The following is a 13910-nucleotide window of genomic DNA, read 5'->3' on the forward strand; positions in this document are numbered from 1 at the left end:
ATCCATTTAATCCTAAAAATCCTGGTTCATATAACCCCATACAAACTCCCGCCTTTCTCCCCCATCTTATCCACTAGTTTCTCAACCGCTGCGTCTTTCTCCAAAACCGGTGCATGGTGTGGTTTTATCCGCGCATCAATAATCAGCGGACCTTTGCAGCCCCAGTGTTTATGCTCGGTAAAGCTATGCACGCCATACATATCGTGTGATGGATTGCTACGCGTAAATGTTACCCATACAAAATTATCCAGGTTTTGCGCGGTAAAGGCGGCATCATCGCAAAATACCATTAATGGTAATCCATTAAGGTCAGTATCCGCAAAATGATTGTCCAATATACTTATCATATCGCCGATATCTTCACTACTGATATGTTTTGGAATTTCTACTGCCAGTACGCCCGGCATTACCATTTTATAATTATTAAACGGTCGTGGCATGCTAAAGTTTGCAGGGATCTCTGTCCACAATTCTCTTTTGATATCGCCGGCAACAGTTACAGCTACCTTACTGCCTGAGTTTAACCCACTGCCGCTGTAGTCCAATGTATCAATGGTAGTTTTGGTATAGAAATGCAGATCTCTTGTGAGATCTATCCGTTGTAATATATGCTTTAAAAATCCGCCGATATCATTCACGTTTAATGACGGATCATCCTCCTTTGCAGCTATAAACAGGAACTTAGCTAAACTCAGCTGGCTTTTCCCTAATATATGATTGGCAATAGTTAATATCTCTTGTGGCTTACGCTCCTTAATGTATGGCGTATAACGCTCGCTGCCGATGGCAAAAAGCAAGGGGTGCACACCTGCCGCGTCAACCGCATTTACAGCATGCAGGCCTGGTATTTCTTTTGGTATGGCAGAGCCGGTTATTTCGTGAATCAAAGCACCAAAGCTGGTATCCTCCTGAGGCGGCCTACCCACTACGGTGAAACTCCATATGGCATCCTTACGATGGTAAATGTTATGCACTTTCAACAATGGGAAAGGATGTTTTAAACTATAATAGCCCAGGTGATCTCCAAAAGGGCCTTCCATTTTATTTTCATGCGGCATTACTGTGCCTGTGATCACAAAATCAGCATCTGCCGAAATACAGAAACCCTCACTATCATAAAAATATCTGAAACGGCGGTTTCCTAATGCACCCGCAAAGGTCATTTCTGATAATCCCTCTGGCAGCGGCATTACCGCGGCTACCGGGTGCGACGGCGGGCCGCCTACAAATATGCTTACTTTTAAAGGTTGCCCTTTAGCATTTGCTTTGGTTTGATGTACGCCAATGCCCCTGTGTAACTGATAATGCAGGCCAATTTCCTGGTCGGTTATGTAATCATTGCCTGCCATTTGTATGCGGTACATGCCCAGGTTGGCATTCATTATACCGGGTTTATCGGCATCCTCGGTATATACCTGCGGCATGGTAACGAATGGACCGCCATCATCGGGCCAGTTCACTATCTGGGGTAATTCGCTAATGTGGGTACGGCCAAAGTTTACCGGTACATTTTTGCCCGTTTTCATGGGCAGGGCCGATAAAGCAGTGAGCGCTACGTTAGCATATTTAAATGGATGTTTTATAGCACGAATGGGGTCTGATTTCAAGTCGACCAGTGTTTTGATCTTATCCAGCGTATCCCTGAAAATAAAGTGGGAACGATCGAGCGTGCCGAACAGGTTTGATACCGCGGGAAATTTGCTGCCTTTTACATTTTCGAAAAGTATGGCCGGGCCCTGGTGTTCGAACACACGCAGGTGTATGGCTGCCATTTGCAAATATGGGTCAACCTCCTCCTTAATACGTATTAAACGATCGTTTTTTTCAAGATCGGCAACACAGGCTTGTAAACTCGGGTAACCCATAGGCAGGTATCAAAATTAGTGAGCACGAATTTCACTAATTTTTTTGAATAGGACGAATTAAAGCCCTAATTCGAATAATCCAATTCGTGAAATCAATGCAGCTAATTCGTGTTGATTTTATACTACAGGCAGATTTTTTAAGTATTTCCCGTAACCGCTTTTAACATATTTTTCAGCAAGTACCATCAAAGTATCGCGGTCAATAAAGCCCATACGATAGGCTACTTCTTCAATACAGCCAATTTTTGTATCCTGGCGTTTCTCGATCACGCGTACAAATTCCGATGCATCGCTTAATGAATCAAAAGTGCCTGTATCCAGCCATGCCATGCCCCTATCCATTAAACCTACCTGCAGTGTGCCATTTTCAAGATAAACCTTGTTAACATCAGTTATCTCATATTCACCGCGTGGCGATGGAGCTATATTTTTAGCTATCTCAATTACTGAATTATCATAAAAATATAAACCGGGTACAGCATAATTCGATTTAGGTGCCGACGGTTTTTCCTCCAATGATAATGCTTTAAAATCTTTATCAAACTCAACCACACCATAACGTTCTGGGTCGGCAACAGGGTAAGCAAAAATAGCGGCACCAGTTACATCGTTAAAGCTCTGTATCAGTTTGCTAAAACCTGATCCATAGAAAATATTATCACCCAAAACAAGCGCTGCTTTGTCATCACCGATGAAATCAGCGCCGATCACGAATGCCTGAGCTAGTCCGTTTGGTTTTTCCTGCACCGCGAATTGAAAGTTACAACCCAGCTCAGCGCCATCACCCAACAGGCGTATAAAACCATCCTGATCTTCGGGAGTAGTAATAATAAGCACATCTTTTATCCCCGCCAGCATTAGTACTGATAATGGATAATAGATCATGGGCTTATCATATATCGGCATTAATTGTTTGCTGATAGCTTTTGTGATGGGGTAAAGACGGGTGCCTGAACCACCTGCTAGTATTATTCCTTTCATAGTTATGATGTATTTTTATTCTAAACTGTCATTTCAATCTGCATTGCTCTTATATCTGTTGCAGAAGAGTTCTCAAATCGTTAGAAATGACAAAAATTATTTAAGTCGCTCAATACAGATAGCCAGACTATCTCGCCAATAAGGTATCTCTATATCAAATGTAAGCTTGATCTTTGATTTATCCATAACTGAATAAGTCGGCCTTGTTGCCCTTGTCGGATATTCTGATGTGCGTATAGGCAATACCCTTACTTCGGTAGCCGACAGATCAAAGATTCCCTTGGCAAAATCGTACCATGAGGTTACGCCCTCATTACTATAATGGTAAAGGCCATAATTTGTTTTGCCTGATGTGATAATATCCAATATACATGCAGCCAGATCAATGCCATAGGTTGGTGTGCCAACCTGGTCAGCAATTATTTTAAGCAAATCGCGTTCGGCGCCCAGCTTAAGCATGGTTTTAACAAAGTTATTACCAAACTCCGAGTACAGCCAGCTTGTACGCAGTATAAAATGCTCATCTAATATCCGGATAATGTCCTGTTCGCCTTCCAGCTTGGTTAAACCATAAATGCTAATCGGTTCTGCAATATCATCCTCAACACGAGGGTTGGGGTTATCACCTTTAAAAACAAAGTCGGTAGAAACATGTACTAAAACAGAACCGGCTTCTTTACAAGCTACAGCCAGGTTTTCAGCTCCGGTTTTATTGATGCTCCGGGCAAGATCTACATCATCCTCGGCTTTATCAACCGCGGTGTAGGCTGCGCAGTTTATGGCATAAGTTGGTTTATGTTTTTCAAATACCGTTTTAATTGCCTCAACGTTTAAAATATTAGCTTCGTCTTCGGGCAGGAAATGGATATCTGCTACTCCTTTTTCTTCTGCTACTTTTTTTAAGCAATGGCCTAATTGCCCTGAGGCTCCAAATACTACAATGTTTCCCATTAATTTATTTATGAACAATGCTTAATATTAAAAACCAAAATCAACGGCATCTTTTAAAAAAGGCAGCTCTTTATCTTTGTCTGACACCAGCAGATCAGCAGCAGGTAATTGCCAGTCGATATTTATATCCGGATCGGCGAAATACAAACCGCCCTCTGATGCTTTGTTGTAATAGTTATCGCATTTATACTGGAATACGGCTTCATCGCTCAGTACCACAAAACCATGCGCAAAACCACGGGGGATTAAGAATTGACTGTTGTTGGTTTCAGTAAGCAATACGGCATGATATTGGCCGTAAGTTGGAGAAGCTTTTCTCAGGTCGACAGCAACATCCAATACCTCACCACGGGTTACTCTTACCAGCTTTGTCTGCGCGTGTTCGCCCATTTGCAGATGCAACCCGCGTAATACACCTTTTGTTGAGAAAGATTGATTATCCTGTACAAAATGTATCTCTCTGCCAATGGCATCAAAAAACCTTTTTTCGTTGAATGATTCAAAAAAATAACCTCGGTCATCATTAAATATCCGGGGGTTTATAACGATACATCCTTCAAGATGTGTTTGTATTATATTCATTGGGTAGATGTAATGCGGAAAAAATTAGTTATCGTACTGTGTTTCGTAATAGTGAGCATACGCCCCACTTGTAATATTATTAAGCCATGTTTTGTTTGATAGGAACCAATCAATAGTTGCTGAAAGTCCTTCTTCAAATGTAACTGATGGCGACCAGCCTAATTCTTTATTGATCTTGCTGGCATCAATGGCGTAACGCAAATCATGGCCCGGGCGGTCTTTTACATAGGTGATCAACTTAGCGCTGGTACCTGGCTCACGATCTAGTTTTTCATCCATCTGCTTACAAAGTACATGTACCAGGTTAATATTCTGCCACTCGTTAAAGCCGCCAATATTGTAAGTATCACCTTTTTTACCTTCGTGGAATATCAAATCGATAGCGCGGGCATGGTCAATTACATACAGCCAATCGCGGGTATATTTACCATCGCCATAAACCGGTAAAGGTTTGTTATGGATGATGTTATTGATCATTAAAGGGATCAGTTTTTCAGGAAAATGGTTGGGGCCATAATTGTTTGAGCAGTTTGATACCACTACCTGTAAGCCATAAGTATCATAGTATGCACGCACAAAATGATCAGATGCTGCCTTGCTCGCGCTGTACGGCGAGTGCGGATCATAACGGGTATCCTCGGTAAACAAGCCCTCGGCACCTAAAGCGCCATAAACCTCATCGGTTGATACATGGTAAAAAAGATGACTTTTGTAATCGTCCTTCCATTTATTTTTGGCTATATCCAATAAAGTAACCGTACCTATTACGTTGGTATACACAAAATCCATCGGACTAAGTATTGACCTATCCACATGTGACTCTGCCGCCAGGTGGATAACATCCGTAACATTATATTGATCGAAAATAGCGCTGATTCGGGCACTATCCTTTATATCAGCCTTTTCAAAAACATAATTTTTGGCATGCTCTATATCTTTTAAATTCTCCAGGTTGCCGGCATAAGTAAGCGCGTCAACATTTATGATGCGATAATCAGGGTATTGTGTTACAAAGCGGCGAACCACGTGTGAACCAATAAAGCCGGCGCCGCCGGTAATTAAGACTGTTTTCATGGGCTTTTAATTAATAATTTATAATTCAGCAATAAAAAGCATTGATCGTTATAAATATTAAAACTAAATGTTATTTTAAGATCAAATATAATATATTTTGTAACTATTAAGCATCATTTTATTAATATAATGATGCTGTTTTTTGTACTTGTGTTTTATCGTTCAGCCAAGTGATTATGATTATTTAAAAAATCCTGGTAAGCCAATTTAATTCCTTCAGCTAATGTTGTGCTATACTTCCAGCCTTTGCTCTGTAGTTTGCTCACATCCATTAGTTTTCTTGGTGTTCCATCAGGCTTTGAGGTATCAAAATTAATCTCCCCAGTGTAGCCTATGATATCTTTTACCAAATAAGCCAGATCCTTTATGGATAGATCTTCACCTGTACCTATATTGATATGACCGGCTTCGTTATAGTTCAGCATCAGGTAGTAACAAGCTTCGGCCAGGTCATCAGCAAATAAAAACTCACGCTTTGGTGATCCAGTGCCCCATATGGTTACTGCCGGTGCGCCATTTTCTTTTGCTTCATGAAAGCGGCGTATCATCGCCGGTAAAACATGTGAATTTTGTGGGTGATAATTATCATTATAGCCATACAAATTTGTTGGCATTACTGATATATAATTACAACCATATTGGGCACGATAGGCATCGCACATTTTTATACCTGCAATTTTTGCAATAGCGTAGGGCTCATTGGTTTCTTCAAGCAAGCCGGTTAGCAAATATTCTTCCTTTAACGGCTGTGGGGCCATTTTAGGATAAATACAGCTTGAGCCTAAAAACATCAGCTTTTTCACACCATTTAAGTACGACTGATGAATGATATTATTCTGTATTTGTAAGTTATCATACAAAAATTCGGCGCGATAGGTGTTATTGGCGATAATACCCCCAACTTTAGCTGCTGCTACAAAAACATAGTCGGGCTTTTCCTGCTCAAAAAAATCGGCTACCGCCTGCTGGTTACGCAAATCAAGTGTATCTGACGTGCGCGTAACAAAATTGGTAAAGCCTTCTTTTTTAAGTTTCCTATAGATAGCTGAACCCACCATGCCCCTATGACCGGCTATGTATATCTTTGCTTCTTTTTCCATAAATATTATTCAAACTGGTTTCTGATAATGTAGCCTGAATCTTTTAATAGTTTCTCTCTTCTGAACAATTCAACATCTGCAGCAACCATCTCTTTTACCAATCCTTGCAGGTCGTATTTAGGTTTCCAGCCTAATTTTGTTTTTGATTTGGTTGGATCACCGATCAGCAGATCAACTTCAGTTGGGCGAAAATAGGCTTTATCAACAGCAACTACTTCTTTGCCCGTTTCGATCTGAAAATCAGGATTACTGCAACTTACCACGTAGCCTTTTTCGTCTACGCCCCCACCTTTAAATTCAACGGTGATACCTACTTCAGCAAATGACATTCTTACAAACTCACGTACACGGGTGGTTACTCCTGTAGCTATAACGTAATCTTCAGGGGTATCCTGCTGTAATATCAGGTACATGGCTTCTACATAATCTTTGGCATGCCCCCAGTCCCGCTGTGCATCAAGGTTACCCAGGAATAATTTATCCTGCAGGCCCATTGCTATTTTGGCGGTTGCCCTGGTAATTTTACGGGTTACAAATGTTTCGCCGCGTAACGGGCTCTCGTGGTTAAACAAAATACCATTGCACGCGTATATGCCGTAGGCTTCACGATAGTTTACAGTGATCCAGTATGCGTACATTTTCGCTACTGCATAGGGTGAGCGCGGGTAAAATGGTGTTGTTTCTGACTGTGGAACCGCTTGCACCAAACCATATAATTCAGAGGTGGATGCCTGGTATATTTTAGTCTTTTTTTCAAGCCCTAATATGCGGATGGCTTCCAGCAAACGTAAGGTTCCGATGCCATCGGCATTGGCAGTATATTCGGGGGTATCAAAACTTACTTTTACATGCGACATTGCGCCCAGATTATATATTTCATCAGGTTGTACCTGTTGTATGATCCTTATCAGGTTAGTGGAATCCGATAGATCGCCATAGTGTAGTGTCAGTTTAATATTGGTGTCATGAGGATCCTGATACAGGTGATCAATTCTATCGGTATTAAATAAAGAACTGCGGCGTTTTATACCGTGTACTTCGTATCCTTTTGATAATAATAATTCTGTAAGATAAGCTCCGTCTTGTCCTGTTACTCCGGTTATTAAAGCAATTTTTTGCGCCATAAAGGGTTTTAGATAATATTATGCAGTATATAATTATAATTGCCAGGGGTTATAATTTATGCAATTATAAAATACTATCATCACGATATATCAGCAAATATAAGAATGTTAAGTAACAGCGAACGCCTAAACTATTTTTTTGTATTTTAGTGGCTCTATGAATACAAACATTGTTGTTGCAATTGATGGCTACTCATCATGCGGTAAGAGCACTTTAGCCAAGGCATTAAGTAAAAAGCTTCATTTCATATACGTTGATAGTGGCGCGATGTATCGTGCTGTTGCGTTATATTTTTTACGCAATAACGTGGATATGACCGACCACGAACAAATAGCGCAGGCTTTGCAAAACATACACTTAAATTTTCATTCGCGCGATTATCAAACGCATATTATATTGAATGGGGAAGAAGTATCGGAAGAAATAAGGCTGATGCCGGTATCAGAAAAAGTTGCTGCAGTGGCTTCGTTACACCAGGTACGTGTTGAAATGGTTAAACAACAACAGCGTATGGGAAAATCAAGCAATATTGTAATGGATGGCCGCGATATTGGTACGGCTGTTTTTCCACATGCCCAGGTTAAGATATTTATGACTGCTGACCCGAAGATAAGGGCTGAAAGACGCTTTAAAGAACTTGCGCCTAAAAATCCGGATTTAACGCTTGAAGAGATATTTGAAAGTCTTGCCCATCGTGATTACCAGGATACCACACGTGCCGAAAGCCCTTTGATACGTGCGGACGATGCTATAATACTGGATAATACAGAGCTTACACCTGATGAACAGCTGCAATTTGTATTAGATAAAGTATTACCTTTTGTAGAGCAGACTAAATAATACTTGGGATGCCATCTGTCGGGTAAACCTGCTCTTTATAAGTAATTATTTAAAATAATGAGCAGGCATACCTTTTGCATCGGTTTTAACTGCAAAAACCCCTCCGCTCAACGGATACAGTTCCAGTTCTTCTTCAGTCATCTCGGCCCGGGCGGTGGTAATATACAGCGTATCCAGATTATCCCCACCAAAGGCGCATGAGCTCACCTTGGGAGCCGGCACAGCAACCTTATGAATCATTTCGCCTGTTTGCGGATCAAACCTGGCTACACAAAAACCATCCCATAAAGCAATCCACAGCATCCCTTCATTATCAATGGTCATGCCATCAGGGTACCCCTGTTCTTCAGGTATGGTAATGATTACTTTTTTATTGGCAATAGCGCCGGTTTGCCTGTCAAAATCATACTGCACAACCTGGCCGGTTGGCGTATCAATATAATACATTAAGCTACCATCGGCGTTCCAGGCAATCCCGTTTGAAATAGATACACCACTTACCTTTTCCTCCATCGCAAAATTTTCACTAATGCAATATAATTCACTAACCTCTCTCACGCCGCTCATAGAATGAGTACCTACCCAAAAACGGCCTTCGTGATCACATTTACCATCGTTAAACCGTTTATTATGCATCAGATGGATGTCAGTATCTATTTTATAAGTTATTGTTCCGTCTGTAAGTTCAATAGTTGCAATACCATCTTCCAGGGCTACCAATACCTGTCCGTTATTTGTTGGTACTACTGTGCCAATTCTTTTTAATGTATTATAAGTTCTGTTTTGATTGGTTACAGGATCAAACACATTAAATAACCTGCCTTCAATATCAACCCAATAAAGCTTGCTCTCCATATGGTTCCATATTGCTCCTTCGCCAAGCTGGGCTTTTGCATCAAAAATCAGGTCTGCAGTTATATGTTTTGTGTCCATTATGGTGAATAAAATTTAAATGCTAAATATATAAATCATAATTTGGTTAAAAAGCCTGCACAACTTATTTCCCGAAAAGAAATTATTACAATTAAATAAAAAATTGTTTAACCGAACATTGCTGCAGTAGAAATAGTTTGAGAAAACTTTCTTAAGACTAAAAACCCGCTTTGGGAAAACAGGCCGCCTAACAAGTGTTATTCAACAGGTAATCATCCTGAATAAATTTTTTATTTAAACTTTCATTACTTATAATTGTCTTACGTTCAACAATAAAACAATATTAAAAATTGTTTGTTTTTAACACAACAATAATTAAGTAAATCCCCTATAATCATGACAAAATCATCTAATCAAATTCGGAAATTCTATCCTAAAAACTGGGCAAAAACTGGAGCAATTATTTTTCTGCACCTTATTTGCTTTTTAGTAATTGGTGCAACTACGGCAAATGCACAAGTCCTGACACGATCAGCAGTTTTGAGTAGTCGTCTAAATGTCGATACTATTATTAGCAGTAATTCATTTAATAGTACCTCAACCTTTAATACTTACTGGCGTTATCTGTACCCGTGGGGATCAGATCATAACGGCGCAGCCAGAATGTATAAAGAAAATGTTTCAATAAACAATGGCATTTTAAAACTAACTGCAAACAGAATAACTACTGACGAAGGTTCAAGTAAATCTACCCCGTTTTTAAAAATCGATTACCATTCCGGAACTGTATCTAACCGCCAACCTATAGCTGTTACTGATAGCTTTCCTGAATATCAAATCAGTGGTTATTTTAAGGTACCAATTGAAACCGGCGTATGGCCTGCGTTTTGGCTTACCGCAGTAAAAAGCTGGCCTCCTGAAATTGATATCCTGGAGTACATGGGAAGTAATATGTTAAGGCAAAACACTTTTACGCCCCCACATATTAGAACATCAAAATATTCAAATGTAGCCAGTGCCGAAAATACATGGCACCAATATAAGGTTGTTTTGAAAAAGTTGAATAATACGGATATTTCTGTTGAATATTATTTCGACGGGAAATTAACGCAGATACATAAAGGAGCAAATTACTTTAATAAACCCATGTGGTTAATTATAAATTTACAGATGGAGGGTATGAGTGGTGGGCCCGGACCACAAACCGTAAGCTATTATGCCAAAAATGTTCAAGTTATAAGATACAGAAGCTATTAACAGGCAGATGTAATGATTACATATAGCAAAAGGACTAATAGACTTATTAGCCCTTTTGCTGTTTTTTACGCATATATGAACCATATCGCATAAAAAACAATGGGTATTTTATTAGGTATCGTTTAAACAATTGCGGCTCGCTATATATACGATAGACCCACCTGATATTGTACTTATCAAAAAAAGACGGATAATACCCTACTTTTTGGGCCGACTGGTGCAGATAGCCCCCGCAAGTATATCCATAGCCATTCCAGCCTGATTTTTTTAGTGTTATTAAAAACTCTTCTTGTTTGGGTGTGCCCATACCGCATATAACAACCGATATATCCTTATCTTTTAATATTTGCAGGGCTTCATCCATATCAGCAGCGCTATTAAAATAGCCATGCCTTACATAATTAAATTTAATATCATAAGCCTCTCCCAGATTTTTAGCAGCTTGTTCTATTACCCCCTCTTTGGTTCCAATTAAACCAATGTTAAGTTTATTTTCGCGGGCAAACTTAAAAACCAAAGGGGCAACCGAAGTATCATCAAAACTAAAGCGGTTAATATTTTTCTTGAGTGTTTTATTTATAACCTTAACAAGCCAAATACCATCAACGTACCAATAATCTACCCCGTTGGCAATATCAACTGATTTTTTAAGCAGATCTATAGAATAAGGATTAACAAATGAAGTGATACCACGCTTGATGTTAAAATTTCCTAACTTACCAATAATGATATCCCAGCTTTGTTCAGCACGAACATGTTTCATAAATTATTAACAATATTACAAAATAAATTAGGTTATCTCCTGCAATTATATAAATCGGCTACACTTAATTAAAAAAATAATAATTTCATTATCTGTTATGCTGTTTCTATCACATCAGAAAAGTTTTCAGTAAACTTTTGCCACGAGTTATTTTGGGCTATTTTAATCCTTTCCAAAGCATGTTCTGTATCACTTGATATTGTAAACAAATTAATTTGCTCTAATATTTCATCATAAGTGTTACCTGTTATTAACAGGTTTTCGTACCTTAAAAAATTATACATTTTTGTTGCAACTATTGGAAGCCCTGTTGCAAAGCATTCATAAAATTTAGCTGGGATTATGCCGTTAGTGTACTCATTTACATTATATGGTAAAATGATGGCATCGAATTTATTTATTATTTCAGGAAGCTGGTCAGATTTCACTACAGGTAATATTTCTATTAAGTTTGAAATATCAGTACTTTTTACTCCCCCAACTATAGTTATTAAAATTCCCTTCTCCGCTAAAAAATTCAAGAGGTTTATATCAATCTTAAGCGGATCAACCTGCCCGTAATAAATTAATTTACGGAGTTTGGTACGGCTTTGTGGCTTAAAGAATCTGTTAAATAATTTAAAATCAACAGCGGGTTCAATTATCTTTATTGTTTTTGATAATGCCGTATGCTTCTGCAACAAAAATTCACAATCTACCACTACTGCATTTGCTTCTTTAATTAATTGATTTTCTATCTGCACCGTATCGGCAGGCATTTCTTTAAAAGCTTCAAAGTTTGATACGCAATCATATATGACTTTTGAAGGTTTTAAAAAATCAATCAATTGAAGATTTGTAGAGGTTGGAGCGTATATGATAAGTATACATTCATCATTTTTAAAATACGATGATATTTTTGAAGCAAGCTTTTTTACAAAGAAAAGCTTGTTAAAAAGTCTGTTTATTTTAAAGGTTGAAGGTAATACAAACGGACTAACAACATTAACTGCAGCGTCGGAATGAGGGGTTTGAGTTTTAACAGATTTTAGCAGTCGGGAGAAAATCCGTGGTATGTCAGCAATTTGTGGGTTTCGCTTTGCCGCGCTCTCAACAAAAACCACATTATAACCAAAATCAACTAAATTTTCTGCTAAATTCTGATGCCTTTGTTTCAGGAAGAGCCATTCAATATTGGCTAGTATTACTATGTCTTTTTTTTTCATGCCTGGCATATTACATCTTTTGCCTTAACAAAATGCGTTTAAGTCTTTTTAATTTACTTATGAATAACATGTAAAAAGTTGGCTTAACAATAATTGGGTAATAAGTAGCATCACCAATTAATTCATTAATATAGTCAGATGCTTTGCCACTCCTGGTTACCCCTAAATGCCTTGAAAGGTATGTTTTAATAGAATTATTCAGCTCATCCTGTACAAAATGGCTACTTAAGCTAGATAGGGCTTTCAACAAGTCATCCTTGGTTGTAGCATAGAATAAACACTTATTATCGGGCTCAAAGTCATAAAACAGCTTTTCACCATGTGGGTTGTAATAAATTACAGGACGGCCAAGGCACAATGCCTCATGTATAAGCGAGCTAAACCTTGTTATTAATATGGTAGATTGCTTTAATGAATCATGAACTGTTGACGCGTTTGTTTTGATAAGGTTAAACTTTGAGAAATCACCACGGTCACGCGGATGCTGGCAAATTGCATAGTCGATATTTAATTCAGCGCATGACGATACAATATCCCCAACCCAGTTATCGCGGGCATCTTCGTAAATACCATAAGTAAAATTAACATTTACAAATACGCTTAATTTTTCGGGTATAGGAAATGGCTTCAGCTCCTCATATCTTGGGTTACCGATAACAGCACAAACTTTACCACTTAGCGGAACATTTTTTAATGTAACCACACCCTGATAAATAGGCAGGCAGCAATAAAGCATTCTTTTGTCCCTTTTGTTAAAATCAATCACAGATTCCTGTATGCAAATTGTATTGATATCATTCTTCATGAAATCAAGGTTTACTCTTTGCTCCAACGGGCCCCAATCATTTCCACATACAAGCAGATTATACTCCGTTACATTAGGAATGCTGAGTTCAAAATCTTTAGTAATCAATCCAATTTTTTCACCGGCACCTTTTGCGTTTTCACCTTTGCGGCTATACAGGTCCCATGGTAAGGTTTGTTTCTTTAATAAATTTTGAAACAAAAAGATGTGGGTATCATTAGAAACAAAAAAACATACTTTCCTATCAGTAACTGTAACTGCTTTTGCTGCAAAAGTTTCATATTGAAATTGAGACAGGAAATCAGGATGATCAGTATTAAATGATTCCACAAGATCCTCTTCGATATAAATTTTGCTTATACTTATAATTGAGGCCAAATCTGTATAAGAATTAAGACCGGGACTATACCAAAGCCCGCAGGAGTTATCATTATGTTTAAGCAGGGTTAAAACATAATCAACGTTATTCTTAAAAAATACTACAATCAT

13 protein-coding genes are annotated in these 13910 nt (G+C 38.6%); 2 read left to right on the top strand and 11 right to left on the bottom strand.

Annotated elements, in window-relative coordinates:
- Positions 1–26 precede the first annotated feature (26 nt).
- The 7 genes from BLU33_RS17525 to gmd all read right to left on the bottom strand — a co-directional run bounded on the left by BLU33_RS17525 (position 27) and on the right by gmd (position 7677).
- A complete protein-coding gene (locus BLU33_RS17525; RefSeq protein ID WP_091375938.1) occupies positions 27–1865 on the bottom strand; it encodes a UbiD family decarboxylase in 1839 nt (612 codons plus the stop codon).
- A 117-nt stretch (positions 1866–1982) separates the two neighbouring features.
- Positions 1983–2846, bottom strand: a complete 864-nt coding sequence (gene rfbA, locus BLU33_RS17530; protein ID WP_091375941.1) for a glucose-1-phosphate thymidylyltransferase RfbA — start codon at positions 2844–2846, stop codon at positions 1983–1985.
- Between the two features lie 96 nt (positions 2847–2942).
- The gene (gene rfbD / locus BLU33_RS17535) at positions 2943–3797 is read right to left on the bottom strand and encodes a dTDP-4-dehydrorhamnose reductase (RefSeq protein WP_091375942.1); all 855 of its coding nucleotides are present in this window, start codon (positions 3795–3797) and stop codon (positions 2943–2945) included.
- 27 nt (positions 3798–3824) lie between these two features.
- Positions 3825–4379, bottom strand: coding sequence for a dTDP-4-dehydrorhamnose 3,5-epimerase (rfbC, locus tag BLU33_RS17540; protein WP_091375945.1), 555 nt, complete (start codon positions 4377–4379; stop codon positions 3825–3827).
- 24 nt (positions 4380–4403) lie between these two features.
- Positions 4404–5453, bottom strand: a complete 1050-nt coding sequence (gene rfbB / locus BLU33_RS17545) for a dTDP-glucose 4,6-dehydratase (RefSeq protein WP_091375948.1) — start codon at positions 5451–5453, stop codon at positions 4404–4406.
- A gap of 155 nt (positions 5454–5608) precedes the next feature.
- Complete coding sequence (gene fcl / locus BLU33_RS17550) at positions 5609–6553, bottom strand: GDP-L-fucose synthase (RefSeq protein WP_091375952.1); 945 nt, start codon at positions 6551–6553, stop codon at positions 5609–5611.
- A gap of 5 nt (positions 6554–6558) precedes the next feature.
- The gene (gene gmd / locus BLU33_RS17555; RefSeq protein ID WP_091375954.1) at positions 6559–7677 is read right to left on the bottom strand and encodes a GDP-mannose 4,6-dehydratase; all 1119 of its coding nucleotides are present in this window, start codon (positions 7675–7677) and stop codon (positions 6559–6561) included.
- A gap of 157 nt (positions 7678–7834) precedes the next feature.
- Here gmd and cmk point away from each other — a divergent pair, with 157 nt between their 5' ends.
- Positions 7835–8518: a (d)CMP kinase gene (gene cmk, locus BLU33_RS17560; RefSeq protein WP_091375957.1), complete on the top strand. Its 684-nt coding sequence runs from the start codon at positions 7835–7837 to the stop codon at positions 8516–8518.
- Between the two features lie 45 nt (positions 8519–8563).
- On the opposite strand, the gene BLU33_RS17565 is transcribed toward cmk, so the two are convergent.
- Positions 8564–9451 carry an SMP-30/gluconolactonase/LRE family protein gene (locus tag BLU33_RS17565; RefSeq protein WP_091375961.1) on the bottom strand — a complete coding sequence of 296 codons (888 nt, stop codon included), beginning with the start codon at positions 9449–9451 and terminating at the stop codon, positions 8564–8566.
- A 336-nt stretch (positions 9452–9787) separates the two neighbouring features.
- On the opposite strand from BLU33_RS17565, the gene BLU33_RS17570 reads away from it, so the two are divergent.
- Entirely contained in the window at positions 9788–10648 is an 861-nt protein-coding gene (locus tag BLU33_RS17570) for a glycoside hydrolase family 16 protein (RefSeq protein WP_091375964.1), read from the top strand.
- Between the two features lie 46 nt (positions 10649–10694).
- On the opposite strand, the gene BLU33_RS17575 is transcribed toward BLU33_RS17570, so the two are convergent.
- The 3 genes from BLU33_RS17575 to BLU33_RS17585 all read right to left on the bottom strand — a co-directional run bounded on the left by BLU33_RS17575 (position 10695) and on the right by BLU33_RS17585 (position 13910).
- Positions 10695–11411: a WecB/TagA/CpsF family glycosyltransferase gene (locus BLU33_RS17575; RefSeq protein ID WP_091375968.1), complete on the bottom strand. Its 717-nt coding sequence runs from the start codon at positions 11409–11411 to the stop codon at positions 10695–10697.
- Between the two features lie 95 nt (positions 11412–11506).
- Complete coding sequence (locus tag BLU33_RS17580) at positions 11507–12616, bottom strand: glycosyltransferase family protein (protein WP_157682218.1); 1110 nt, start codon at positions 12614–12616, stop codon at positions 11507–11509.
- A 10-nt stretch (positions 12617–12626) separates the two neighbouring features.
- Positions 12627–13910, bottom strand: coding sequence for a hypothetical protein (locus tag BLU33_RS17585; protein ID WP_091375973.1), 1284 nt, complete (start codon positions 13908–13910; stop codon positions 12627–12629).

It is taken from the genome of Mucilaginibacter mallensis, assembly GCF_900105165.1.
Taxonomy (GTDB): domain Bacteria; phylum Bacteroidota; class Bacteroidia; order Sphingobacteriales; family Sphingobacteriaceae; genus Mucilaginibacter; species Mucilaginibacter mallensis.

Coding starts and splice junctions, on each gene's coding strand:
- cmk (WP_091375957.1), top strand. CDS start 7,835: ATGAATACAAACATTGTTGTTGCAATTGATGGCTACTCATCATGCGGT.
- rfbB (WP_091375948.1), bottom strand. CDS start 5,453: ATGAAAACAGTCTTAATTACCGGCGGCGCCGGCTTTATTGGTTCACAC.
- BLU33_RS17585 (WP_091375973.1), bottom strand. CDS start 13,910: ATGATTGTAGTATTTTTTAAGAATAACGTTGATTATGTTTTAACCCTG.
- BLU33_RS17570 (WP_091375964.1), top strand. CDS start 9,788: ATGACAAAATCATCTAATCAAATTCGGAAATTCTATCCTAAAAACTGG.
- fcl (WP_091375952.1), bottom strand. CDS start 6,553: ATGGAAAAAGAAGCAAAGATATACATAGCCGGTCATAGGGGCATGGTG.
- rfbC (WP_091375945.1), bottom strand. CDS start 4,379: ATGAATATAATACAAACACATCTTGAAGGATGTATCGTTATAAACCCC.
- BLU33_RS17575 (WP_091375968.1), bottom strand. CDS start 11,411: ATGAAACATGTTCGTGCTGAACAAAGCTGGGATATCATTATTGGTAAG.
- BLU33_RS17580 (WP_157682218.1), bottom strand. CDS start 12,616: ATGAAAAAAAAAGACATAGTAATACTAGCCAATATTGAATGGCTCTTC.
- BLU33_RS17525 (WP_091375938.1), bottom strand. CDS start 1,865: ATGGGTTACCCGAGTTTACAAGCCTGTGTTGCCGATCTTGAAAAAAAC.
- gmd (WP_091375954.1), bottom strand. CDS start 7,677: ATGGCGCAAAAAATTGCTTTAATAACCGGAGTAACAGGACAAGACGGA.
- BLU33_RS17565 (WP_091375961.1), bottom strand. CDS start 9,451: ATGGACACAAAACATATAACTGCAGACCTGATTTTTGATGCAAAAGCC.
- rfbD (WP_091375942.1), bottom strand. CDS start 3,797: ATGGGAAACATTGTAGTATTTGGAGCCTCAGGGCAATTAGGCCATTGC.
- rfbA (WP_091375941.1), bottom strand. CDS start 2,846: ATGAAAGGAATAATACTAGCAGGTGGTTCAGGCACCCGTCTTTACCCC.